This window comes from Paenibacillus cellulosilyticus (assembly GCF_003182255.1).
GTDB lineage: Bacteria > Bacillota > Bacilli > Paenibacillales > Paenibacillaceae > Paenibacillus_T > Paenibacillus_T cellulosilyticus.
This window is the reverse complement of sequence record NZ_QGTQ01000010.1, coordinates 23,111-47,429: the sequence shown is the minus strand read 5'-3', so window position 1 is coordinate 47,429 and position 24,319 is coordinate 23,111. Positions and strand designations below refer to the sequence as shown.

Here is a 24,319-nt window from a genome sequence, read left to right as displayed (position 1 = left end):
CCCCTCCGATTAAGCTTGGCCTACAGTTTCGTCCACGATGCCGAGTTCTTCTTTCACCCAATCATAACCTTCGTTCTCCAGGCGCTCTGCAAGTTCAGGACCACCGGATTTAACGATACGGCCTTGCATCATAACGTGTACGAAGTCTGGCTTGATGTAGTTAAGCAGACGTTGGTAGTGCGTGATCACGAGGAAGCCGCGGTCTTCCGAACGCATAGCGTTTACGCCGTTCGATACGATTCTCAGGGCGTCGATATCAAGACCGGAGTCGATTTCGTCAAGAATAACAAGCTTCGGATCGAGAAGCATCATTTGAAGAATCTCGTTACGCTTCTTCTCACCACCGGAGAAGCCTTCGTTCAGGTAACGGTGAGCGAACTCTGGGTTCATCTCGAGCTCTTTCATTTTGCCTTCCATTTGACGGATGAACTTAATGAGAGAGATCTCGTTGCCTTCTTCGCGACGAGCGTTGATTGCGCTGCGCAGGAAGTCTGCGTTCGTTACGCCCGTAATTTCGCTTGGATATTGCATAGCAAGGAACATGCCTGCACGTGCGCGCTCGTCAACTTCCATCTCGAGGATGTCTTCGCCGTTCAGATGCGCCGTGCCGTCTGTCACTTCATATTTCGGATGGCCCATGAGTGCCGATGCGAGCGTGGATTTACCCGTACCGTTTGGACCCATGATTGCGTGGATCTCGCCACCTTTAATTTCAAGATTGATGCCCTTCAATATTTCCTTACCTTCAACCGACGCTTTCAGGTCGTTGATGATGAATTGTGTCGACATACATGCCGCTCCTTCCAAATAGGTGAAATGTATCTTCTAGTTATGGGGGTCCACTCACTAGCCAGATCAAGGCTGAGCGGGTCAATCGTCCCGTAAGTGTAGCGTTGTTCGCCTCATAACATACAAGCATTCGTGATTCTCAATGATTCTCAATAATTATTTTATTATAAGTCTTGTTACAAATCAATGTGCGTTTCATGGTGGAAGCCTGAGCATTTGATGAAGAACGTGAAGCAATCGCCATTCTCTATCTATCCTTGCAGCTTTTCCCTGATCCTATTAACCTTGTCGGCGAATTCCGTATCACTTAACACAGGCGTCATGCCGACTTGTGGCACATGATCTTCAAGCGTAACCCAAGACTTACAGCCCGTATAGGCGGGCTGCATCGGAACTGTAATCGGACGATCCAGCTTATAAACCCTCAGCAGCAGCACGTGAAGCGGATTTTTCTTCTTCCACTTCAGCCTCTCCTCAGCGAATGTTTCCGTCCAAATATGCTCGCCAAAAATACGCTCCAGCGTCTCGCCGTCGTATACCTCGATGTCTTCAACAGCCTCCGCATAAGCTTCGATCGTCATCGTCTCTGCATCCTTGGACCATCCCTCTAGCGTGCCAGCGATACGTCCTTGATAAGGAGCCTTCAGCAGCTCTTCGCGCTGATGCTCGAATGCAGGCATTAAGTAAAAGCTAGGTCTAATCAGCCGAAAATCACGAGTTTCTTCAATTATGCCGCCTTTGCGCATGACCATAATCATTTCGCCTTCGGCCAGCGACCGAACCGTCACGGCCCATTCTTTGAGCGCGACCGGTTGATTCAATTGATCACTCATTGTATGTATTCCCTCCTGACCTATCGATTCATACCGTCCGTCCGGCAGTCAAATCGTCCAAGCCCCATTATACCAAGAACATATTCCAACGCGAAACATATTTCAGTATACTAAGTGGTGTTGCCCCAAGACATGGATTTATTCGATAAATATATGGACAACAAAGGATTTTCGTGACATTCGCGCCTCTCCTAAGGGATAAAACCTTACAACTCGAGGAAATTAACGGTTAGCAAACTTTCCCGCATACCCTATTGCATGTGAATGGGCCTGTTCTCATACTCCGCTTGAGCAAGCCGAACTAATTATAATAATGAAGAAGAAAGAAGGATGATACGTGTGACGACCGCATCAACTTATGCCGGGCTGCAATCGGTAATTTGGGCTTCCACCCATCTCGATCTGCTTGACCAGCGCCTACTACCAGGCGAAGTTGTCTACCTCGAGCTGCGGACGGCTGAAGGCGTGTGGGATGCGATCAAGCATCTGGCCGTTCGTGGCGCGCCTGCCATCGGCATCGCGGCTGCTTATGGCGTTGTACTTGGTTCCCGTGATACAGAAGGCACGACTGAGCAGTGGCTTTCTGCTGTTAATCAAGCTGCGGAACATCTCGCAACATCCCGCCCGACTGCTGTCAATTTATTCTGGGCACTCGACCGGATGAAGGCACGCGCAGCATCTCTCGTTGCCGACGGCGCGGATCTTGCACATTGTAAGCAAGTGCTTCTGGACGATGCGATCGCGATTCAGAGCGAAGACGAAGAAACCTGCCGTCTGATCGGTGAGCATGCTCTCGAGTTATTCGAGGATGGCATGGGGGTTCTGACGCACTGTAATGCAGGTGGACTGGCAACTGCGAAGTACGGTACGGCGCTTTCGCCATTTTACCTCGCACAAGAGAAAGGCATGAACCTGAAAGTGTTCGCTGATGAAACACGGCCTGTGTTGCAAGGTGCTCGCCTTACTGCATTCGAGCTGCAGCAAGCAGGCGTTGACGTGACGCTCATCTGCGACAACATGGCGGGTATGGTCATGTCTAAGGGCTGGATCAATGCCGTCATCGTCGGTACGGACCGCGTTGCAGCAAACGGCGATGTGGCGAATAAAATCGGTACGTACAGCGTTGCTGTCCTTGCCAAAGCGCACGGTATACCCTTCTACGTCGCTTGTCCATTGTCCACGATCGACTTGAATACGCCAAACGGCGATCTCATCCCGATCGAAGAGCGCCATGCGGAAGAGATTACGGAAGCGTTCGGCAAACGAACTGCTCCAGAAGGCGTCAAAGTGTTCAATCCGGCATTCGATGTTACGCCAAACGATTTCGTAACGGCGATCATCACTGAGAAAGGTATCGTGAAACCGCCTTACCAGGTTAACCTCCAGAAGCTGTTCCAACACGATTAAACGATTAAAACTAGCATTCCATCATAAAAGCCTCTGCGTCAGACTGGTCGGATCCTCTCCGGCCGTCCTGATACAGAGGCTTTAAATTGGTTTACAATTGCCAGCATCTGAATCGTTCATCAAGCCAACAGCTTCAGCGCTTCTCTGCCGCTCATTCCTACATGGATACCAAGCAGCTCGGCATGCGTCGTCACGGATTCGAGCGGCGCTTCCATCAACTGCTCCAGCGTACGAACGCCAACCGCGCGGCCAGCGAGTATGCCGCGATCCGCAAGATCACGGTTCAATAGACCTACATCTAACGCCCCGCACATAATGTAACCTTTATCCGTCATCCAGGCTAAAAGTGTCGTCTTCGGAAGCTTAACTTCAATGCCGACGACCGTTTGGCCGTTATCCAATTCATAGGGAACCATGCGCATCATTGGTGTCCCGTTCCCCTCCTCCAGCATGGCATTGCTTGACGTGCCAACACATTCCGCACGTATTCACTATATGCACGGGTTCATGACTGGTGCGGATCAATAATATGCTACTTGAATGCTTGTTCGCGCCAAGGTCAATCTGATATAGTAGTAACGTTCACAATTACTTAACAATACAGATTGGCCGGAGGAGCCTCATGATTTCAACTAATAAAGGTCAACAAACACATTTATTTCAAGTCGAAATTCTCGTCGAAGGTGATACGAACGCCAAAGCAATGGAACAGCTGATTCATGTCCTAAACAATGGCGGCTTCCCTGATTACCGTGTACTGTCGGGCAGCAGTCTTGGACAACTCATTGACACGATGCGTGAGCAGCACCAAAGCGGACAACTCAAGCCCGAACAACCTGCTAAGACGACAGCCGCCGAGTCACAGCCAGCACTTGCCGTGAAGTCTCAGACTGGAGCAGAGCAGTCAAAGGTCCACTCCGGGGCCGAAAGCCAATCCAAGCACAAGATCGAACAGACAGCCTCCTCTTCCCACGCAAGTCCATTCGCATCAATTGCAGCTCAGTTCCGCGAATATATGGAGAAGAACAAGCTGATTCGATTGAAAGTTAATAAAGGTCTAGGTGTATCGCTTAGCATTCCCGGTAGAATCATTAACGTCGATGAAGCCTCTGAGCTTCTGACGGTTTACCATGTGGATGAGAAGCAGGTTTACACGTTCAAGTTAAATGAGATAGATGACTTCTCGATTTAATTTTATATTTGTACATCAAGCATCATTACGAAATAAGCCGGCCCAATAGTGTGCTCACACACTATTGGGCCGGCTTATTCATTACCACGCAACTGCTTGCTTACGCAGCAAGCATCTCTGCAATACGTTCACTCGGTACTGGCGGGCTGCCGTAGTAGCCTTGCATTTCATCGCATAGATGCATCTTGAGAAAATGCACCTGCTGCGCCGTCTCGACGCCTTCTGCAATAACCTGCATATGCAGATTGTGCGCCATCGCAATAATGGCTGCCACGATCTCAGCATCATCCGGGTCGTCCTCAATATCGCTCACAAAGGAACGATCGATCTTCAGCCGATCAATCGGGAAATGCTTCAAATAGCTGAACGAGCTGTAGCCCGTGCCGAAATCGTCGATGCTGATGCCGATGCCGATATCGGTTAAACGAAGAAGGCTATTCGTTAGCTTATCCGCATCCATGGTCATGGATTCCGTAATCTCCAGTTCCAAGTAACGCGGCTCCAAGCCAAAGCGTTCTAGCACAGCGGCTACCGATTCTGGGAAGTTCGGCTGCCAGAATTGGCGCATGGATAGATTCACCGATACTGGAATTTTCAGAAGACCAGCGTCCTGCCATTCCTTGTTCTGACGGCATGCCTCCTCCAGCACCCATTGACCGATCTGTACAATAATGCCGCTGTCTTCGGCGATCGGAATGAACTGCGATGGCGGGATCATACCACGCTCAGGGTGATGCCAGCGCAGCAATGCTTCAACCCCAACAATCGCACCTGTGTGCATATCGTACTGCGGCTGATAATGAAGCATGAACTCTTGATTAATAAGCGCACGGCGCAAGTCGTGTTGAATGCGAAGACGCTCAAGCGAAGCTTCATCCCACTCTTCCCGATAGACCTGACACTCGTTAGGGCCGCTCTCCTTCGCCTTGATCAATGCGAGATTCGCATTGCGTATCAGCTTATCGGATCCATGCGGCTCCTGCTTGCTCGTCGAGTAGCCAGCGCTCGCCGTAATATGTATGGGAACGCCCTGTAGTTCAAACGGCTCCTCGAGTGCTGCCATGAGATTAAGAATGGCTTCACCTGAATGCTCTCCACCAGTCGTATCCATCAACACGATGCCGAATTTATCGCCTTCCATCCGGCAGATCAAATCGCCCTCTCCGCAGCTGCGGAGCAGCCGGCCAGCGATCTGGAGCAGCAGCATATCGCCGCAGTCATGGCCGAAGGATGCATTGATTAGCTTAAAGTGATCAATATCGATACAGCATACGGTTAACACCGTATCGTAATCGGAATTGTCCTCCATCGCCGCAAGCATGACTTCAAGCTGCTCGGTGAACAGCCTGCGATTCGGCAAGCCTGTCCGGTCGTCGTAATGCGTCAAATGACGTGTAAGCTCGTCGTTTCGTCTGCGTTCGTTGACGTCCTGGGCAATCAGAATGCACCCGACTGGACAACCGACGGAACCAGCTGGTGCAAGGAGTGCTTTCCAATAGGAAATCTCGCCAGATACGTTTCGAAGTCCGATCATAATTTGCGTTGATTTGCCGCTTGCGGCAAGCTCAGCATGCTCAGACAACAACGGGATATCAGACGCGTCGACATAACGATCGAATCTCTCGCCAAGTGGCGCATGTGAAGAAGGCTCATAGCCGAGCGACGCTGCCGCCGCTTCATTCAGCTGGACAATGCGCCCGTCGCGATCCATCGCATAGAACGGAAGTGGATTATGCCGGATTCCCATCCAAGCTGCCTCAATACTTGCTCGTTCATGCAGCATCCGTCTCAGCATAATAGCCATACCAATTGCACTAGCAGCTGCAATTATGAATAGCAGCGTGTTCTTGAAACTAGCATGCCCTGTTACCGCAATACCTGTAAAAACACACATAGCGATTGCAACGCACCATATGCCCGCATACTGCCATTGTAAGGTTCGGACACTCATGGGTTTACCAGTGTATGGAGCCCTTGCGGGCTTTAACTTCCGACTTGTCACCTGAAAACGTCCTTCCTCTATCCGATGTGCATTCTCAACTTGTTTAGTTGGGTTTATTATAATACGAATGCCGATCTTAGGGATAGAAAAAAATGCTAATGTTTGTCGTTAGTTGCGAGATTGGTCAGACTGTTGTCGAAACGGATTAACCCCGCGTCAGCTTCTTAATTACCGCTGCGAGAATCTCCGCGACCAGACCAAAGCGCCCAAGCGATCATTGCCCAGCCTGCCAGGAAGCAAACACCGCCAAGTGGTGTAATCGCACCAAGCACTTTAACGCCGCTCAAGCTCAAAACATAGAGGCTTCCGGAGAACAAAATGATTCCGATATGGAGCAGCATTGCGCCTCGGCGAATCAATCGTATATTGCTCACTCGGTCCGAAAGCGCGGCAACTACGAGGATGCCTAGACCGTGATACATTTGGTAACGGACGCCCGTCTCGAATACTTCCAGCATGTCCTCATCCAGCATATCCTTCAGGCTGTGTGCCCCGAATGCGCCGAATGCGACAGCAAGCAGAGCGTAGAGCGCGCCGAGCGCACCGTATTTGTTCAACATTGACATTGCAGCTTCTTCCCTTCTCTTCTATCTAGTACTGCGTCGTTCATAGGACGGCGACAGCCATTTCACCTTGCGCCATTATATCACATTCCAGAACAAGGACATCTGCCAACATATCGTAATCTCCCGCTGAATATAGTAAGGAACATAAAGCGTTGACGAGTTGCACAGCTCAGCGTGCAATTGACTGGCTATAGACGGGAGGTGCTCCGGCATGGGCACATTGGATAATCATCGTTCGTTCATCGTATCCCGCGAGGATTGGTCGCTCCACCGTAAAGGTTATCAGGATCAGGCGCGCCACCAGCAGAAGGTGAAGGAAGCGATCAAGCAGAACCTGCCCGACCTCGTCTCCGAGGAGAGCATTGTTATGTCAGACGGCAAGCAGGTCATTAAGGTGCCGATCCGCAGCCTGGATGAATATCGAATTATTTATAATTTCAACAAAAACAAGCATGTCGGGCAAGGCGATGGCGACAGCCAAGTCGGCGACGTGCTTGGCGTTGATCCGCAGGCGGCACAAGGCCCTGGCAAGGGAGAAGGTGCAGGCGACCAGCCCGGCGAGGACGTCATCGAGGCTGAGATCAGTCTGGCGGAGCTCGAAGCGATGCTGTTCGAGGAGCTTGAGCTCCCTTTTCTCAAGCAGAAAGATCGCGATCAACTGGAGACGAAAGAAGTTCGTTTCAACGACATTCGCAAGAAGGGCATCATGTCCAACATCGACAAGAAGCGGACGATCATGGAAAATCTCCGCCGCAACGCGACGAGCGGTCAGCCGGGCATCCACCATATCTCGCCGGATGATCTCCGCTACAAGACTTGGGAAGAAATCATCAAACCTCAGTCCAACGCGGTCATTATTGCGATGATGGATACATCTGGCTCCATGGGTTCCTTCGAAAAATATTGCGCGCGCAGCTTCTTCTTCTGGATGACCCGCTTCCTGCGCCACCAATATGAAAAAGTGGAACTCGTCTTCATCGCGCACCATACGGAAGCGAAGGAAGTTACGGAGGAAGAGTTTTTCACACGCGGCGAAAGCGGCGGCACCATCTGCTCCTCCGCTTACATTAAGGCAATCGAAATCATCGACAGCCGTTACCCGCCAAATATGTATAACATCTATCCGTTCCATTTCTCTGACGGCGACAATCTGACGAGCGACAATGAGCGCTGCGTCAAGCTGATCGGCGAGCTGCTGAAACGCGCGAACCTGTTCGGCTACGGTGAAGTGAACCAATACAACCGTTCGAGTACGCTCATGTCCGCATACAAGCACATTCAATTCCCGCATTTCATGTATCATGTGATCCGTGAGAAAACCGAGGTGTACAATGCGTTGAAGTCTTTCTTCAGGAAGCGGGACCTGATTCCTCAGTAGGACCCATGGGGCTTCGCCCCCTGTACCCTTGCTACTTTCGTTCAATTTATTTTAAAAGTTTCTACCCACCTAGAGATTTTCTACCACCTGAATCAAGATTTTCTACCCACCTAGAGATTTTCTACCCACCTAAATCCTCCCTGCTAGGGAGGACCCCCGGGGTTTCCCAACCCCGGGACCCCGGAAGGGGCGTTGGCGGGACTTTTTTCAGTGTAAGTTACTGCGTGCTAAGAGACGCTTGCCCCTTTGGGGGCATAACTTTTGTTCGAGCGATTGTAGGGATGGAGATACAGAGACGCTTATAAGTTACTGTGTGCTGAGTGTCGCGTGACCCTCTGGGTCACAGCTTTCGTTCGAGCGTAATAGTTTGTTTGGAGTTCGAAACAGATGAATCGGCAGTCTCAAATTTACTCACATGCGTAAGTGCATTTCTACACCTACAATCGTCATTTTACTGCTTTTTGCCCTGCGTAAGCGCATTTCTGCACCTACAATCGCCATTTCACTGCTTTCTGCCCTGCATAAGTGCATTTCTGCACCTACAGTCGCCATTTCACTGTTTTCTGCCTTATCTGTACAAACAGAAAGAAGCGTTGCTCAGCAACGCTTCTTTCTGTTTGACACCAGTGCTCGAACGAGAGTTGTGACCCACAGGGTCACACGACTCCCAGCACGCGGCAACTTCCAAACGCCTCTCTTCCACTGCCGCCCCCTTCCGGGGTCCAGGGGACGGGAGTCCCATGGGGTCCTCCCTTGCAGGGAGGATTTAGGTGGGTAGATATCCTGAGGATTTAGGTGGGTAGAAATCCTTTAGGTGGGTAGAAATCCTTTAGGTGGGTAGGAGCGCCCCGAACTGCGCCTCGTGCAGGCGGCTGTAGATGCCGCCGGCGCCCACGAGATCTTCGTGGCGGCCCTGCTCGGCGATGCCGTCAGGTGTGACAACGACGATGCGGTCGGCATTCTTGATCGTTGCCAGACGGTGAGCGATGACGAGCGTCGTGCGGCCTTGCGACAGGTCGCTAAGCGACTGCTGGATCATCATCTCGGTCTCGGTGTCGAGCGCAGAAGTAGCTTCATCCAAGATCAGAATCGGTGGATTTTTAAGGAACATACGAGCAATCGCCAGACGCTGTTTCTGTCCGCCGGACAACTTCACGCCCCGCTCGCCGATTACCGTATCCATGCCTTCCGGCTGCGACTGAATGAATTCTTCCAATCGTGCGCGGCGTGCTGCATCCCACAGGTCAGCTTCGGGAGCACCAAGCTTACCGTACAACAAGTTCTCACGAATCGTGCCTGCGAACAGGAAAACATCTTGTTGGACGATACCAATCTGACGGCGCAGCGAGTCCAGCGTAACATCGCGAATGTCAGATCCGTCGACCGTAATGCGGCCGTCTGCTACTTCATAAAAGCGCGGCAGCAAGCTGCAAAGCGTTGTTTTACCAGCACCGGATGGGCCAACGAAAGCGACTGTCTCGCCTTTGCGAATCGTCAGGTCGATACCTTTGAGTATCGTGGCCTCATTCTCATAGCCAAATGATACGTTCTCGAATTGGATCGCCTGCTTCAGCTCGCCAAGCGGGGCTGCTTTCGGCGAATCTTGAATGTCCGGCTCCGTATCAAGCAGTTCGATGTACCGTTTGAAGCCTGCAATACCTTGCGGATAGCTTTCGATAATTGCGTTGATTTTCTCGATTGGACGGAAGAATACGTTCGTCAGAAGCAGGAAGCCGATAAATTCGCCATACGTCAACCCGCCTTTAATAACGAACCAAGTACCGCACACCATGACGAACAGCGTAACGAAACGCATCATCATGTAGCTGATGGAGCTATTCTTCGCAATAAGCTTGTAGGACATCAGCTTCGTTAGACGGAAACGGCTGTTGTTCTCGGTGAATTGATTAATTTCATGCTTCTCATTCGTGAACGCCTGCACAACGCGAATGCCACCAACGTTGTCTTCGATGCGAGCATTGAAATCACCAATATCGCCGAACAACTGATGAATCGCTTTGGTCATCTTGCCATTGAAGTAGATGACGACCCAAATAATGGCAGGCACGATAATGAACGTCATCACCGCCAGCTTCCAATGGATGAGCATCATCAGCGTGAAAGCACCCAGCAGTGTCATGACGGCTATAAATAAGTCCTCCGGCCCATGGTGAGCAACCTCACCGATCTGCATCATGTCATTCGTCAGACGGCTGAGCAGATGACCGGTTTTCGTATTGTCGAAATAACGGAATGACAGCTTCTGAATATGCCCGAACAGCTTCTTGCGCATATCCGTCTCAATGTTAATCCCCAGCATATGACCGTAATAGTTCACGATATACATAAGGAACATGTTCAAAATATAAAGGGCAAGCAGGCCAATGGATGCGCCTACAATAATTCCCCATTCACCTTTAGGAAGAAGGTCATCGACAAATTTATTAATCGCAATCGGGAAGCCAAGCTCGATCAGGCCGGCAAGCACCGCGCAGCCAAAATCGAGCAAGAACAACCCTCTATACGGTCGATAATAAGAGAAAAAACGTTTTATCAATAGTTCCAAGCTCCTTTGCGATAGCGATAATTCACGCACGGCACTAATTCTTTGCGCGCGCAAGCAAGTACAAGAAATAAGGAGCGCCGATAACGGCGACAACGACACCTGTCGGTATGGAAGCAGAAGACATGGAACGGCTGATCGTATCGGCCACAATCACGAGTAATGAACCAACCATTGCGGATGCAGGAAGCAGCTGCTGATGCTTGGGACCAACTAGCGTTCGAGCCAGGTGCGGACCAATCAAACCAACGAAGCCAATCCCTCCGCTCACAGCGACACAGGAGCCAGCTAATGCGACAGCCGCAAACATCAGCTTACGACGGCCCGCTTCGATTGGAGCACCAAGTCCAGCAGCCGTATGCTCACTTAAGTTAAGAACGTTCATCAAATTCGCTTTCCATATCACATAAGGCAGCAGAACAATAATCCAAGGAAGCAGTGCCAGCACGAACTTCCAAGTTGTTCCCCAGATGCTGCCGGCAATCCACGTAGCAACAAACTGGTATTGTTCGGGGCTTAGTGTCAGCGTAAGGACAATCATCGCAGCGTTGATCCCCGCGGCAACCGCGATACCTGTCAGAATAAGACTCGTCGGCGAGACGCCCTCATTCTTCTTATGAGCCAAGCCGTAAATAAGCAAAGCGGTCAAACCAGCACCGAGCAATGCGAGCAGTGGAAGCAAGAACACTGGAACGGTGCTCGTCGTAGGATAGAAGCAGACGAATAGGATAACCGCAAGACCTGCGCCCGCATTGATACCAAGCAGCCCCGGATCCGCAAGCGCATTGCGTGATACGCCTTGCAGAACACAACCCGATACTGCAAGTCCCGCTCCGATGAGAACCGATATAACGATGCGCGGGAGTCGGAAATCAAATAATATGAGCTCTTGCTTGTCTGTCCCCATACCGAACAACGTCTTTATGACATCAAGCGGCGACAATCGGATATAGCCCGTATTCATGCTAATAATGAAAGTGATAATGATAAGAGCTCCTAGAATGGAAAGCACTAGCATACTGCGCTTCCGACGACGCTCCTCGATACCAAACCGATTCATCATATCCACTAGAGCCCCCTCCTCTCGTTGCGTGCCAAGTAGAGGAAGAATGGAACGCCTAACATCGCAATCAATGCACCGATCGGGAATTCATATGGTGGGTTAATCATTCGTGCACCTAAGTCGGCAAGCACAACAAGCAAACCGCCAAGAATCGCTGAACAAGGGATGATCCAGCGGTAGTCCACCCCGACCAAGTAACGTGTAATGTGCGGGACAATCAAACCGACGAAGGAGACAGCCCCTACCACCGATACAGATGATCCTGCCAAAATAACAATGATCACTACCGCGATGACTCGAATCAATTGTGTACGCTGGCCCAGATTGATTGCAATCTCTTCTCCGAGACTGAGCAATGTAATCGAACGAGATATAACGATGGCAGCTAGAATCGCAACGATTACCCATGGCGTTATCGTTTTCAACTGTTCCCACTTTACATTCGCTACGCCACCGGCGAACCAGAAGGCAAGGTCCTGGCCTATTTTGAAATGCAGCGCAATTCCTTCACTTAACGCGTAGAGCAGCGATGATACAGCAGAGCCGGCCAGCACAAGCCGTACTGGTGTAAACCCACCTCTCGATACCGCGCTGATCCCGAATACGATGACCGCACCAATCGAAGCACCGATGAAGCATAACAGCAGAATCATGTTGTAGGACAACCCTGGCACTAGTGCGAAGCATAGGGCAAGCACTAACGCCGCGCCTGCGTTTAAGCCGAGAATACCAGAGTCCGCCATCGGATTACGGGTAATCCCTTGCATCAGTGCACCTGCCACCGCAAATGCCGCCCCGACTAATGCGGATGCCAGCACCCTTGGCAGTCGAATCTCCTGGATGATCTGATGATGCGTAATATCCGGGTTGAACGCAAACACTGCCGACCACACCGTCGACAGACTCATATGTACGGCGCCGAATGAAACCGATAATGCAATGCCGAACACCAGCGCTACTGTTCCGAACATAAGAATAAGCGAAGCTGCGATCGGTCTTGACCGAAGCGGCGGCAGCTCTTCAATCTCGGCTTCCATGGCCTGGTCAGCCCTGTTGTGATTCGTAGTAGAAGACATGATGGCCAATCGATCCTTTCCCGTTCTCAATTACTGGATAACGATAATCATTCTCATTGTATCAAAGTCGATTCGTCATCGCTATGACAAATCGACATTTTGTTCAAATAATTTTATTAGACCGGGGTACGATAGACCGCTTTATTTTCTAGACCACGAATCATTGGTGTCCAAGACTCCGACTCGGGCGTGGAATCAAGCGCATCTTCAACCATCTGAAGCTTCGCATCGAGCGAATCAATATAATGAAGGGCAACAGCTTCTGCCGTTTGCGGCTGAACGGGACTTCCCCACTCGCCTGTATTATGATGCGACAGTACCAAATGCTGCAGACCAAGCACACGTTCCGACTCCAGCGGAATGTCGCAGCGAATGGCAGCTTCCGTAATCCAAGATGATGCGAGCGCAATATGACCGATCAGCTTGCCAGGTACGCTATAGTCCGACACGACACCAAGGCGGGCATTCAGCTCCTCCGTCTTCGCCACGTCATGTAAAATGATTCCCGCACGCACCATATCCGCATTCAAGAATGGACGCTGACGGCAAATAAATTCGCCAAGCTCCAGCATCCGTACAATATGATAGGCCAGTCCGGCATAGTAGGCATGATGATGTGTCTTGGCAGCCGGATAATGCATCAGCTTCTCCTCTGCCTTATTAATACAGTATTCCACAATCGTCCTTACTTCATCGTTCACGATGGACGCAGTCGTGTTCTTGATGGTATGAACAAGATCGATCGGCCGAATCGGCGCAGATCGAATAAATTCAGTGATCGAGACGCCGTCCTCAGGCGTAGCCAGGCGCATCTGCCCAATCTTAATTTGCAGCCGCTCCCGATAAGTCTGGACGATGCCTCTAACTTTGACCAATCCCATAGGGAAAAAGGTTTCTTTGTCCGTCGACGATACATCCCACATTTTGGCAGACAACTGTCCGGTTGAATCACTTAACACAATATCAAAATAGTCCTTCGGGGGTGTCGAGTTCGTCTGACGAACCTCAAGCTCCTTGAGCAAATAAAAGCCAACAAACTCGTCTTGGCTTACTAATTGTTTAATTTGCGTCATGCCAGTCCTCCATCGTTCAGTAAAGTGCTTCTATTATACTATAAAAACCCACCTAAATCAGGTTCTCTACCCACCTAAATCTGGACTTCTACCCACCTAAATCCTCCCTGCTAGGGAGGACCCCATGGGTTTCCCAACCCCTGGACCCCGGAAGGAGAAACGTTGGGCCAAAAGAGGCGGTTGTGAGTTACTGCGTGCTAGGAGTCGCGTGCCCCTTTGGGGCAAGCTTACTTGTGGTGCGTGAAAGAGTTTCTTAACTACAAAAGATAATAATAAATGAACAAATATACTACGTGGGCAAACAAAAAAACGCGATCCGTGAGGATCGCGTCATCATTTTGAAATATGGTGCTGATGAAGGGATTCGAACCCCCGACCTACGCATTACGAATGCGTTGCTCTACCAGCTGAGCTACATCAGCGTGTCCGTCGTTTGCGTTAGCAGCGACTTTTATAGAATACACGTCTCATCCATTGAAGTCAACTACATTTCGCGAAAAAACGACAGGATTCCTTATTCCATGTTGCCGTACAAGCCGGCGGACAAATAACGTTCGCCTGTATCTGGCAGAAGCGCAACGATACGCTTACCTGCGAATTCAGGCTTACGTGCCAGCAGCGAAGCTGCATAGATGGCCGCACCGGATGAAATACCAACGAGCAGCCCTTCGCAGCGCGCCAGAATACGGGACGTCTCATAAGCCTGATCTGCAGGAATCTGCATAATCTCGTCGATAACGTCCCGACGAAGCACGCCCGGCACAAAGCCTGCGCCGATGCCTTGGATACGGTGCGCGCCTGGTCTGCCGCCAGACAGAACTGGTGACTCCGCAGGCTCAACCGCGACGATATGAACGTTCGGATTGCGCTCCTTCAGCACCGAGCCAACGCCTGTAACCGTGCCGCCAGTGCCAACGCCAGCAATGAATACGTCGATTTCTCCGTCCGTGTCCTTCCAAATCTCTTCTGCTGTCGTTACACGATGGATCGCAGGATTCGCTTCATTCTCGAACTGCTGTGGAATATAAGCGTCTTTGAGCTCTGCCTTGAGCTCTTCCGCACGATTAATCGCTCCGCGCATCCCTTCTGACGCAGGCGTCAGAATAAGCTCAGCACCAAGCGCCTTCATCAGCAGGCGCCGTTCAAGACTGAACGATTCCGGCAATACGATCATGAGGCGATAACCAAGTGCTGCCGCTGCGAAAGCGAGCGCAATACCCGTGTTACCGCTTGTTGGTTCAATGATCACGGAGCCTGGGCGAAGCAGCCCTTTCTCTTCCGCGTCTTTAATCATTGCGAAGCCGATACGGTCCTTTACACTGCCCGCCGGGTTAAAGTATTCTAGTTTACCGATAATTTGAGCTGGCAGATCCAGCTTCTTCTCATAATTCGACAGCCGCAGCAGCGGTGTTCCGCCGATCAATTCGGTTAAATTCGATGCGATGTGTGCCATATGTGCCTCCTTTATGTAGTAGACTAAATAGTCATGGATGGTGAAAAGCAATGCATATCATGCAAAGCTTTACTTTACTCAATATAGCTATTGTAGTACATTTCTCCTCATTTATTCTACCGCTGATCGGATTGCAGATACAAGAAAGGCCCGCTCGCAGCTTCTGCGAACAGGCCATTTCTTATGCTTGGTCGTCCAATTGTGACGCCAGCAAAACAAGCATTCTATCGACCAATACGGCTGTCTCGGCACGCGTAATGGAGCCTTGCGGGCGGAAATTTCCCGTAGGGTCGCCTGTGACGAGGCCAAGCCCTACAGCTGCAGATATATCGTCCGCTGACCATTTCGAAAGCTGACCGCCATCTTTGAATTTCGCGATGATATCCGTTTTGACTTCGGCGATATCGAGACCTAACACATCTGCTGCATAACGATAAGCTCTCATCAAGACAACAACCGCTTCTTCGCGCGTCATCGCGTCATTTGGACGGAAGCTGTCACCGCTGCCTTGAATCAGCCCAGCTTGTACAGCTGCAGCAATCGCGCCGGCATCGGTTCGATCGGCCGGTACATCGTTGAACACCGCTGCGCCGGTAGTTACCGGTTCCAGTTCAAGTGCGCGGACAAGCATAAGCACAAGCTGCGAGCGTTTCACCAATGCCTTGGGATCAAAAGTCGATGCTGCCACACCGTTGATGATGCCAAGCGCTGCAAGCCGGTTAATCGCTTCTGTCGCCCACGGTACCGATCCGATATCCGTAAATGCAGGTGCTTGCTGCGAGCCTCCTGATGTCGAATTGTCAGTCGTATTCGAGTGTTCCTCAGCGTTATCGCCGTTGTCGTCTGTCGTTGCTGATGTAGTAGGCGCTGCTGGCGTTAATGTTCCAGACGAGGTAGAGCTGTTTCCCTTGCCCTCAAACTTAAGTACGCCATAAACTGACGTATCCATATAGCCTGTGCCCGTCGTATCATTCCAGGCGGATACGCTCTGGCGAGCTCCTGCTTTGCCATCATTAATTTGCACGTCGAAACCGACCTCCGATCCGTTCGCTGGCGTAATCGCCGTAAGAGGAATCTTCATTTCAATCGCATAATTGGTTCCCGATATTGCGGTTGCCGACTCGAAGCCAGCTGCGATGGAGGAAGGATTAAAGGTCGTCTCATTCATATAGCTGACGCGATATTGCCCATCATCATCTTGATAGGAGGACGTCTTTGCATTATTTTGATCCAAGAAAACTTCAACAGAGTCTTGCTCCCAAGCATTCGGGCTGGAATGGTCCAGCTCTGCGTTACTGACTTGAACCAACACATACAGATTCTTGTCGTCCCACAGCACCTTCGCCACACCACTTGCGCCCTGCCATGCCAGCTGATAACGGTTCACGTTAAGTTCAGAAGCTTTACTCCATACGGAATCAATGGTTCCGTCAATCTTAGGCGTTCCGTATGCAGCATTCGCTTGATTCGCTTGCGTTGCTTCTGGCTGGTGATCTGCCAAATATTGCGCTGGATCGATGACCCCGTAGTAGGCCGGCTTCGCCTGCAGGTTTTTATCGAACAGCAGCGGGTTGGAGGAAGCGCGCCAGCTTGTGTTGTCGTCCATCCCCCAGATCGTAACGCGTGCGATTGAGTCCGCATGCTCGTGGTAGAGCTTCATTAATTGTGCATACAAATACGCCTGCGCGACAGCTTGTTTATCCGTCAAGGTGTAGTTGCTGCCCGCTGTAATATCCAATTCCGTGATGCTGATCTCAACTCCCAGCGAAATGAATTTCTCTAGCGAGAGCTTCACATTATCCGGGTTCGTATTGATGTTATAGTGAGCCTGCATGCCGATGCCGTCGATCAGCAGCTTGCCATTATGTGCCGCAGCATACCGATCATTGATATCTTTGACCATGTTGTAAATTGCGGTTGCTTTGTTCTGATTGTCATCATTGTAGTCGTTGTAGTAGAGCTTAATATCCCAGTCTGGGTGAGCGTCCAGCACGGCTCTCGCCGCCAAGAAAGCCTGCTCGACATAATCGTCGCCGATCGCTTGATACCATGGTGATTGGCGCAGCGACGCTTTGTAGTCAGCAGGGTTCCCAGGATTATCGTTCATCGCCTCGTTCACAACGTCCCACGAGATGACTTTGTTCCCGAAATGCTCCATAACACCGCTAATATGCGCCTGCATGTTCGCCAGCGCCTCAGTGCGGCTTAATGGCACAGTTGCGCCCTGCTCATCCTCCGTTGTGTTCAGCCAAGCCGGCGACTGTTGGTGCCACACGAGAACGTGGCCATGCATTTTCATGCCTGCCGCAAGCACTTTGTCCACCATTGCATCGGCCGCATCGAACGTGAAGTTGCCCTTCGTTGGCTGCAGTGCATCCGGCTTCATCGCATTGCCTGCTGTTGCGACATTATTATGCTTCTTGAGCAGGTCGAATCTGACGCCTTCCAAATCCTCAGCCGTAATTGCGTTGCCGATCAGGAAGTCATTCTCATAAACGTCCTTGATCGAAGGAATATCGGTCTGAATCGAGACCGGACCTGAGCCCGTGCTTGCAAAGCTAATATCATCGATATAGTAAGAAGCCGTCGCGTTGCTCGAACTCTCAATATAGATCGTCAAATATTCGTCGCCTACATTGTTGTAGCGATACGTTCCTTCGTATTGGACCCAGCCATCGGCTGCATTGATGGTTTTGGCTGAGAGCGTGACGTAGTTCGCGCTGCTTCCGCTGCCAACTTGCGTCGACAGCTGAAGCTGCGAGCTTTCAGGAGAGATCAGCTTCACCCAAGCCGTAATTTTATACTCATATCCTTTGTCAACGAACGTTTCAACTCGCAGGGAAGGTCCATGCCAAGTGTTTGTTCTGCCCTCTACCTTCAAGGCATAAGCGCCGTTTGCCGTGTGGTTGTCTTCGTCTGTAACCGTCAGCGTCTCCGTGCCTGCACGTCCGATAAATCCGCCAGCCGTTTGATCCTCGAAGGTGATCGTATCGAATGGCTTAGCGGCTTCACGAGGTGTTTCGGTTTCATTATCAGTTGCGACCTTCTCGGTAATGCGCACATCGCCAATGTAATAAGGAACGGCTTTACCCGCAGCGTTGGAGTTGATGCGCAGCGCTTTATCCGCACTCGTGTCGACCGTAAATTCCTTCGTCAGCGTAACCGCTTGACCTGCTGCCATCGCGGCTTCCGCGTAGTTGCCGTAGCTGTCTACCGTCTGCAGCGCCGCAGCAGCTCCTTCTGGCACGGTTACGTCCGTGTCTACATAGACCGACGCCGTCACGGTGTAGGTCTTACCGTTCTCGAGGCCGATGTCGGCAAACTTGAAATCCGCCGAGTCCCAGTTGTTCACGCGATTGCTGACATAGAGCGCAGCGCCGTCGTCATTGCCGGCAAATACTTTCCCGGTTACCTGCGACAAGCTCGCACTGCCTGCTTGTGTCGCTTTGCCTTGATCGGCAGCAAACGACTCGTGATAAACCTCCTGCTCCGTCGTTGATGTAGACGTATTAGGCGTTGTAATCACGATATCTCCGATGTAATAAGGCACCGCTTTGCCGGCAGCATTGGAATTGATGCGCAGCGCTTTATCTGCACTGGTGTCGACCGTAAACTGCTTCGTCAGCGTAACGGCCTGCCCCGCTTCCATCGCTGCTTCCGCGTAGTTACCGTAGCTGTCTACCGTCTGCAGCGCGGCTGTGGCACCTTCTGGTATCGTCTCGCCCTCGTCTACATAGATCGTTGCCGTGACCGTATACGTTTTGCCGTTCTCGAGGCCAATGTCGGCAAATTTAAAATCCGCTGAATCCCAGTTGTTCACGCGATTGCTTACATACAGCGCAGCACCATCATCATTACCGGCAAATACCTTGTTGGTTACTTGCGACAGGCTCGCGCTGCCGGCTTGCGTCGCTTTGCCCTTATCAGCTGCAAAATCCTCGTGATAGACCGTAATCGTGTCCACTGCTGCGGCAGCCTGCTCGACACCCGTCGCAAGCCAGCCCGATGGTATAAGCAATGCTGCAGCAAGCACGCCGGAGATCATTTTCTTAAACACTCTACTCATGCCATATTCCCCCTGTTATCGGATCATAAAACGATAAATAGTAAAGCGCTTTCAAATGGAATCAACTTGGTCTCCTTCCTCTCCTATTAGTATAGCTTTGGTAAAAATACGTTTAACTTGAATAATTTTAGATTGTACTTAGAAAATTTTAATGACTTTAAGAGATGATTGGATATTTGTGTATAAAAAGGTGGGATCAGACTGTAGGTCGAGGGATGACTCGCGGACGACATAAAGCCGAGCACAGATGCACGGTGCTCGGCTGAATAAGAAGGATGCGATGATTACGATTGTTTGTTGTGTGACCATTATTTTACGACGATGGATGTTCGGCTGTGGCCTTCCTTCGTTTTGGTGACCTCGAGCATCGCTGGGAACGCCTGCTTCAGCTCTTGTACATGGGAAATCACGCCGATCATCCGGCCTGCCTTCTGCAGATCGATGAGGGTCATGATCGCTTTGCCCAGCGACTCTTCGTCAAGAGAACCAAAGCCCTCGTCGATGAACATCATTTCGATCGAAATGCCGCCTTGGTGAGATTGAATGACATCGGTCATGCCAAGCGCCAATGCGAGTGATGCGTTGAACTTCTCGCCGCCGGACAGCGATTTGACGTCGCGGTTCTGCCCGGTGTAGGCATCATAAACATCAAGCCCCAGGCCGCTTTGCTTGCCTCGCGCCTCCAACCGGTCGCTGCGCTGCAGCACGAATTGTCCATCGGACAGACCCCGCAGCCGCACGTTTGCCGCATGAAGAATCTGATCGAGATATTCGATGAGAATATAGCGTTCGAATGAAATTTTTAGCGCGTTGTCGCCCTTCATCATGCTGTACAGGTCTGCCACTTGCTCCAGCCGTCGTTCGAGCTCTGTGCATCGTCCACCCGCTTCTGCTACCGCCGCGCGTAGACGATCTGCTTCGTTCGCATATTGGACGGCTGTCTGAAGATGGGATAGCGATTGTTCCAGCTCGCTTCTAAGTGTGACGAGCGATTGTTCAAGTGGTGCTATATCCATCGGCGATAGATCGGCAAGCTCCTGCTCCAGCTGGGCGATGCCTTCGGCTGCCGCTGCCACGGCAGTCCGATAGGCCTGCGCTTCGGCCTTTAGTGATGCTCGAGTCGATTCGGGCAGCTTGACTGCACGGTAGCTGTCTACGTCTGAGAATCCGTCCTTCGCAAGCTCGGATCGGAATCTTGCTGCCGCTTCTGACTGCTCCGCTTCAGCTTCCGTCACCGTATGGGCGAGCTGCTCCGCCGCCGCACGCTGTTCCGCACACTTCGTTGTCGCAGCTTGCAGTGCTTCCTCGGCCAACTTCCACGCGGCGCCCAGCTTGTCTGCTGCTTGACGAATTGCTGTGAGTTTGGCGTTCAACTGCTCCGGTGTGCGCAGCTGCTCTTCGATCGCTTCCAGCTCGGTTTCGAGGCGGGACTGCTTCGCGCTGCGGTCAGCCGTGACCGCTTGTAATCGGGCAGCCAGCTCGTCCTTCTCACGCAAACGCGCGTCGAGCTGACGATCCGCTTCCGCGGATTGCTCACGGAGCGCGGCTAGTTCGGAGTAGATTTGCTTCAGCCGATCTGTCTCCTCTCGCAAACGTGAGCCTTCCTTCGTCGTCGCAGCCTGCTGCTCTGCAAGATCGGCGTTAAGCAGAATACCATACTCCGCAATGTCGCCGCTTCGACGATCTCGGCCTTCCTGTGCCGATGCAGCTTGTGCTGATGCTGTGCTGAGCTCGTGCTCCGCCTTCTGCAGCTGCTGCTTCAATTGCTGCAGCGCCTCACGCGATGGCAGCTCCGCGGATGGCTGTGCCTTCGCCGGATGGTCCGCGCTGCCGCAGACCGGACACGGCTTACCGTCATGAAGATGGACAGCAAGCAGGCTAGCTTGTCCTTCCAGCCATGCGGATTCCAAACGATCATGCTCACTACGAAGCTTCTGAACGACCTGCTTATGTTCGGCTTCCAAGCGAGTGAATTCATTGAAGCGCTTCGACGCTTCCGTCAGCTCCATAAGCAGTCTAAGCTTGTCCCGCAGCCGCTGAAGCTGCTCCTGCAGCTCCGGCAGCTTAGCCGTTGCTGCCTCCGCTTCCGCGATGCGCGCAGCCGTCGCCTGCTTCGTCTCGCGCAGCTGCGCGAGCGCGCGGTCCGCTTCCTGCTGCTTCGCCGCAAGCGTGCGCTCCGCGCCGAGCAGACGCTCGACCTCGCCGCGCCGCTCGGCGAGCGTCTGCACGAGCGGCGCCAACGCCGCCAGCCGCTCCGCTTCGCGCTCAGCCGCGCGCCGCTCCGGCTCGCGCGCTGCCTCCGCGCGCTGGCGCTGCTCCGCGTCCGCGAGCGAAGCAGCGGCCGCTTCCGCCGCAGCTAACGCCGCGGCGAGCCGCTCGCGCTTCGCGGCCGCGTCGGCTGCCGCGCGGGCCGCGCGCTCCTCGTGCGGCTCAAGTCGCGCCGCACGCTCGGCGAGCGCCAGCTGCTGCTCGCGCGCCTCCGCCGCAGGCCGCTGCTGCGCAAGCTCGGCCGCGCGCGCCTTCCGCGCCGCGAGCTCCGCGAAGCGGCCATTGCGCGCGAGCGCCTCGCGCAGCTGCGCCTCCTCGGCGGCGAGCCGCTCGCTGGCGGCCGCCTTGCGCCCTTCGGCAGCGCCGGCCGCTTCGCGGTAGTGCGCCGCCTCCTGCGCGAGCGCATCCAGCATCTGCGCAACGCCGCGATACTGCTGCGCGAGCACATCGGCGAGCGCGCTCTCCGCGCGCTGCGGAAGCGTATCGCCCGCTTGCCCGATCACGACGTCGAGGCGCGTCCGCGCCTTCGTCGCCTCGTCCTTCAGCTCGCGATGCTGCTGCTGGAATCGCTCCTCCAGCTTGCGATACAGGTCCGTGCGGAAGATGCGCCGCAAGATATCTTCCTTATTATCTGTATCGGATGTGAGCAGCTTGCGGAATTCGCCTTGCGGCAGCATCACGATCTGGTTGAACTGATCTTTGGTCAGTCCGATGATCGACTCCAGCTTGTTGTTTACATCCGTAATCATGAATCGGTCGACACAAGGCACCGCTTCGCCCGATGTCGTCTCGTACAGCTCCGCTTTACCCGGCGTTTCGTTCTTGTTGCCCGCCTTGCGGTGCGGCAATTGGCGGAACACCCGATACGACCGCTTCCCAACGGCAAAATCAAATTCAACCGACGTAAACGAATCATCCCCTGCAAAATGGCTTCGCAGCATGCGCGTCTCCGCGCGATCCTCTCCGCTCGCCGCCCCATACAGTGCGAAGCAGATGGCGTCAAATATCGTTGTTTTACCCGCGCCCGTATTACCCGAAATGACGAACAAACGATGGTTGCCAAGCTCAGTGAAATCGATCGTCTCGCCATCGCGATACGGTCCGAAGGCGGTCAGCGTTAGCTTTATCGGTCTCATACGGCGTCACCTTCCTTCTTCATGACGTCCATGAATGTCTCGGCGAACAACTTACGCTTCTCATCCTCCAGCGGCATGCCCTTCACTTCTCGGTAAAAGCTTGCGAACAGATCGACCGGATCGGCGTCACGCCGGCTTCCGGCACGGTTCTCCTCGTTATCTCCGTCCACCGAATCATCGATCTGCAGCGAACGAACACGACGTTCGACATGAAGGGCGTTCGGATACACCGCACGCACCTTTTCCATCGGGAACAGCACCGGATTGTCGTTCTGCAGCGTCACGAACACATAGTCGTCGCTGGTCTTGTGCTCGGTCTCAATCTCTTCAATAGAGGCCGACACGCGGCGCATGTCGCGCAGCGGCTTGATTTCCCGCTTCTCAACGGATGCATTGCCCGCATCGTCGAGCTCGACGACGAGCCAACCCTTACGGTGATTCTCCTCCGAGATCGAATATTTGAGCGGCGAGCCTGCATAACGAATGCGCTCATCGCCGACATGATGCGCCTGATGCAGATGTCCGAGCGCTGTATAATGGAAGCTCTTGAAGTGACCCGCACTCACATGCTCCGCGCCACCAATCGCAAGCGGACGCTCTGACTCGCTTGTGTTCGGCTGCGGCTCTCCTCCAGGTGTCACGAAAGCATGTCCGACGAAAATCCGACGCGCGTTCGGATCAGCATCCGCCTCAATGCGAGCGACTATCGCACGCATCGCATCATCGTGCGAGCGGATCGTCTCGTCGTCCAGCGTAATCCGCACCTGCGCCGGATCAGCGTAAGGCACAAGATACACATGGACAGGACCATGTTCGTCATGGAGGACAACAGGCTTCAAACCCGCGCGCAGACGTCCTGCTAGATGCAGACCGCGGCTCTCCATCAGCCGTGTGCCAAAATCGAGTCGGTCCGGGCTGTCGTGGTTGCCCGATATCGCAAGCACCGGCGTCTCGCATTCGATAACGAGCTTGCGAAGCAGCTCGTCGAGCAGCTCTACCGCTTCCGTCGGCGGAATCGCGCGATCATATAGATCGCCTGCAATAATGATCGCATCGGGCTTTTCCTCTGCGACCGCTTGGACGAATTGCTCCAGCACGCAACGCTGGTCGTCCGTCATATAAACGCCTTGCACGAGCTTGCCGAGATGCCAATCGGCCGTATGAAACAGCTTCATTCGTTCGTCACGCTCCATTAATAGTGATGAGTTTCGTAGTGAATCTATTTATTTTCGATAAGTAGAAAGTAGTAGTCGAGCGCTTGAAGCAATCTCTAAACCTAACAACCAAGCTGCTAATTGTCCGCTCAGCCAATTAAACTATTCTATCAACAACTCTACTTCCTATTGTAGCCCAACTTTCTGGCAGATGGCAGTGTGCGAACAAATGTTTTGTCGGAAAATGAATTGCAAAAAAAGCCTGCATCTTATCAGCGAATTGTACCCCTTATAGTAGAC

General features: G+C 52.5%; 16 protein-coding genes and 1 tRNA gene. 3 read left to right on the top strand and 14 right to left on the bottom strand.

The genetic code is table 11. The annotated features are described in order from the left end of the window. Positions 1–9 precede the first annotated feature (9 nt). Together sufC and DFQ01_RS14635 are read right to left on the bottom strand one after the other, a co-directional pair. A complete protein-coding gene (sufC, locus tag DFQ01_RS14640) occupies positions 10–789 on the bottom strand; it encodes a Fe-S cluster assembly ATPase SufC (protein WP_110044643.1) in 780 nt (259 codons plus the stop codon). Positions 790–1,040: 251 nt separating this feature from the next. Next, positions 1,041–1,622 (bottom strand): DUF1802 family protein, encoded by a 582-nt coding sequence (locus DFQ01_RS14635; protein WP_110044642.1) that lies wholly within the window; start codon positions 1,620–1,622, stop codon positions 1,041–1,043. A 330-nt stretch (positions 1,623–1,952) separates the two neighbouring features. Here DFQ01_RS14635 and mtnA point away from each other — a divergent pair, with 330 nt between their 5' ends. Continuing rightward, positions 1,953–3,029 (top strand): S-methyl-5-thioribose-1-phosphate isomerase, encoded by a 1,077-nt coding sequence (gene mtnA / locus DFQ01_RS14630; RefSeq protein WP_110044641.1) that lies wholly within the window; start codon positions 1,953–1,955, stop codon positions 3,027–3,029. A gap of 119 nt (positions 3,030–3,148) precedes the next feature. On the opposite strand, the gene DFQ01_RS14625 is transcribed toward mtnA, so the two are convergent. Further along, complete coding sequence (locus DFQ01_RS14625) at positions 3,149–3,454, bottom strand: YunC family protein (RefSeq protein WP_110044640.1); 306 nt, start codon at positions 3,452–3,454, stop codon at positions 3,149–3,151. A gap of 197 nt (positions 3,455–3,651) precedes the next feature. On the opposite strand from DFQ01_RS14625, the gene DFQ01_RS14620 reads away from it, so the two are divergent. After that, positions 3,652–4,221, top strand: a complete 570-nt coding sequence (locus tag DFQ01_RS14620; protein ID WP_110044639.1) for a hypothetical protein — start codon at positions 3,652–3,654, stop codon at positions 4,219–4,221. 100 nt (positions 4,222–4,321) lie between these two features. Here the strand turns inward: DFQ01_RS14620 and DFQ01_RS14615 are convergent, their stop codons facing one another. Beyond that, entirely contained in the window at positions 4,322–6,115 is a 1,794-nt protein-coding gene (locus tag DFQ01_RS14615; RefSeq protein ID WP_245946688.1) for a putative bifunctional diguanylate cyclase/phosphodiesterase, read from the bottom strand. A gap of 272 nt (positions 6,116–6,387) precedes the next feature. Then, positions 6,388–6,783 carry a DUF423 domain-containing protein gene (locus DFQ01_RS14610; protein WP_110044749.1) on the bottom strand — a complete coding sequence of 132 codons (396 nt, stop codon included), beginning with the start codon at positions 6,781–6,783 and terminating at the stop codon, positions 6,388–6,390. 217 nt (positions 6,784–7,000) lie between these two features. On the opposite strand from DFQ01_RS14610, the gene yhbH reads away from it, so the two are divergent. After that, entirely contained in the window at positions 7,001–8,167 is a 1,167-nt protein-coding gene (yhbH, locus tag DFQ01_RS14605) for a sporulation protein YhbH (RefSeq protein ID WP_110044637.1), read from the top strand. Positions 8,168–8,996: 829 nt separating this feature from the next. Here yhbH and DFQ01_RS14600 read toward each other — a convergent pair. The 9 genes from DFQ01_RS14600 to DFQ01_RS14560 form a co-directional block, all read right to left on the bottom strand. Further along, entirely contained in the window at positions 8,997–10,724 is a 1,728-nt protein-coding gene (locus tag DFQ01_RS14600; RefSeq protein WP_110044636.1) for an ABC transporter ATP-binding protein, read from the bottom strand. 43 nt (positions 10,725–10,767) lie between these two features. Next, a complete protein-coding gene (locus tag DFQ01_RS14595) occupies positions 10,768–11,793 on the bottom strand; it encodes a FecCD family ABC transporter permease (RefSeq protein WP_110044748.1) in 1,026 nt (341 codons plus the stop codon). A 5-nt stretch (positions 11,794–11,798) separates the two neighbouring features. Beyond that, a complete protein-coding gene (locus DFQ01_RS14590; RefSeq protein WP_245946696.1) occupies positions 11,799–12,830 on the bottom strand; it encodes a FecCD family ABC transporter permease in 1,032 nt (343 codons plus the stop codon). 155 nt (positions 12,831–12,985) lie between these two features. Continuing rightward, a complete protein-coding gene (locus DFQ01_RS14585; protein ID WP_110044634.1) occupies positions 12,986–13,942 on the bottom strand; it encodes a 3'-5' exoribonuclease YhaM family protein in 957 nt (318 codons plus the stop codon). Positions 13,943–14,288: 346 nt separating this feature from the next. Beyond that, positions 14,289–14,364 (bottom strand) — tRNA-Thr (locus DFQ01_RS14580). 92 nt (positions 14,365–14,456) lie between these two features. Then, positions 14,457–15,395, bottom strand: coding sequence for a cysteine synthase A (cysK, locus tag DFQ01_RS14575; protein ID WP_110044633.1), 939 nt, complete (start codon positions 15,393–15,395; stop codon positions 14,457–14,459). A 181-nt stretch (positions 15,396–15,576) separates the two neighbouring features. Continuing rightward, a complete protein-coding gene (locus DFQ01_RS14570) occupies positions 15,577–19,461 on the bottom strand; it encodes an endo-1,4-beta-xylanase (RefSeq protein WP_110044632.1) in 3,885 nt (1,294 codons plus the stop codon). Between the two features lie 308 nt (positions 19,462–19,769). Next, complete coding sequence (locus tag DFQ01_RS14565; RefSeq protein ID WP_110044631.1) at positions 19,770–22,865, bottom strand: AAA family ATPase; 3,096 nt, start codon at positions 22,863–22,865, stop codon at positions 19,770–19,772. Then, positions 22,862–24,040, bottom strand: a complete 1,179-nt coding sequence (locus DFQ01_RS14560) for an exonuclease SbcCD subunit D (protein WP_110044630.1) — start codon at positions 24,038–24,040, stop codon at positions 22,862–22,864. The genes DFQ01_RS14565 and DFQ01_RS14560 overlap by 4 nt, the downstream gene beginning before the upstream one ends. Between the last annotated feature and the right edge of the window lie 279 nt (positions 24,041–24,319).

Excerpts from the sequence above, each read along its gene's own strand:
- sufC (WP_110044643.1), bottom strand. The coding sequence starts at position 789 with ATGTCGACACAATTCATCATCAACGACCTGAAAGCGTCGGTTGAAGGT.
- DFQ01_RS14635 (WP_110044642.1), bottom strand. The coding sequence starts at position 1,622 with ATGAGTGATCAATTGAATCAACCGGTCGCGCTCAAAGAATGGGCCGTG.
- mtnA (WP_110044641.1), top strand. The coding sequence starts at position 1,953 with ATGATACGTGTGACGACCGCATCAACTTATGCCGGGCTGCAATCGGTA.
- DFQ01_RS14625 (WP_110044640.1), bottom strand. The coding sequence starts at position 3,454 with ATGATGCGCATGGTTCCCTATGAATTGGATAACGGCCAAACGGTCGTC.
- DFQ01_RS14620 (WP_110044639.1), top strand. The coding sequence starts at position 3,652 with ATGATTTCAACTAATAAAGGTCAACAAACACATTTATTTCAAGTCGAA.
- DFQ01_RS14615 (WP_245946688.1), bottom strand. The coding sequence starts at position 6,115 with ATGTGTGTTTTTACAGGTATTGCGGTAACAGGGCATGCTAGTTTCAAG.
- DFQ01_RS14610 (WP_110044749.1), bottom strand. The coding sequence starts at position 6,783 with ATGTTGAACAAATACGGTGCGCTCGGCGCGCTCTACGCTCTGCTTGCT.
- yhbH (WP_110044637.1), top strand. The coding sequence starts at position 7,001 with ATGGGCACATTGGATAATCATCGTTCGTTCATCGTATCCCGCGAGGAT.
- DFQ01_RS14595 (WP_110044748.1), bottom strand. The coding sequence starts at position 11,793 with ATGATGAATCGGTTTGGTATCGAGGAGCGTCGTCGGAAGCGCAGTATG.
- DFQ01_RS14590 (WP_245946696.1), bottom strand. The coding sequence starts at position 12,830 with ATGGAAGCCGAGATTGAAGAGCTGCCGCCGCTTCGGTCAAGACCGATC.
- DFQ01_RS14585 (WP_110044634.1), bottom strand. The coding sequence starts at position 13,942 with ATGACGCAAATTAAACAATTAGTAAGCCAAGACGAGTTTGTTGGCTTT.
- cysK (WP_110044633.1), bottom strand. The coding sequence starts at position 15,395 with ATGGCACACATCGCATCGAATTTAACCGAATTGATCGGCGGAACACCG.
- DFQ01_RS14570 (WP_110044632.1), bottom strand. The coding sequence starts at position 19,461 with ATGAGTAGAGTGTTTAAGAAAATGATCTCCGGCGTGCTTGCTGCAGCA.
- DFQ01_RS14565 (WP_110044631.1), bottom strand. The coding sequence starts at position 22,865 with ATGAGACCGATAAAGCTAACGCTGACCGCCTTCGGACCGTATCGCGAT.
- DFQ01_RS14560 (WP_110044630.1), bottom strand. The coding sequence starts at position 24,040 with ATGAAGCTGTTTCATACGGCCGATTGGCATCTCGGCAAGCTCGTGCAA.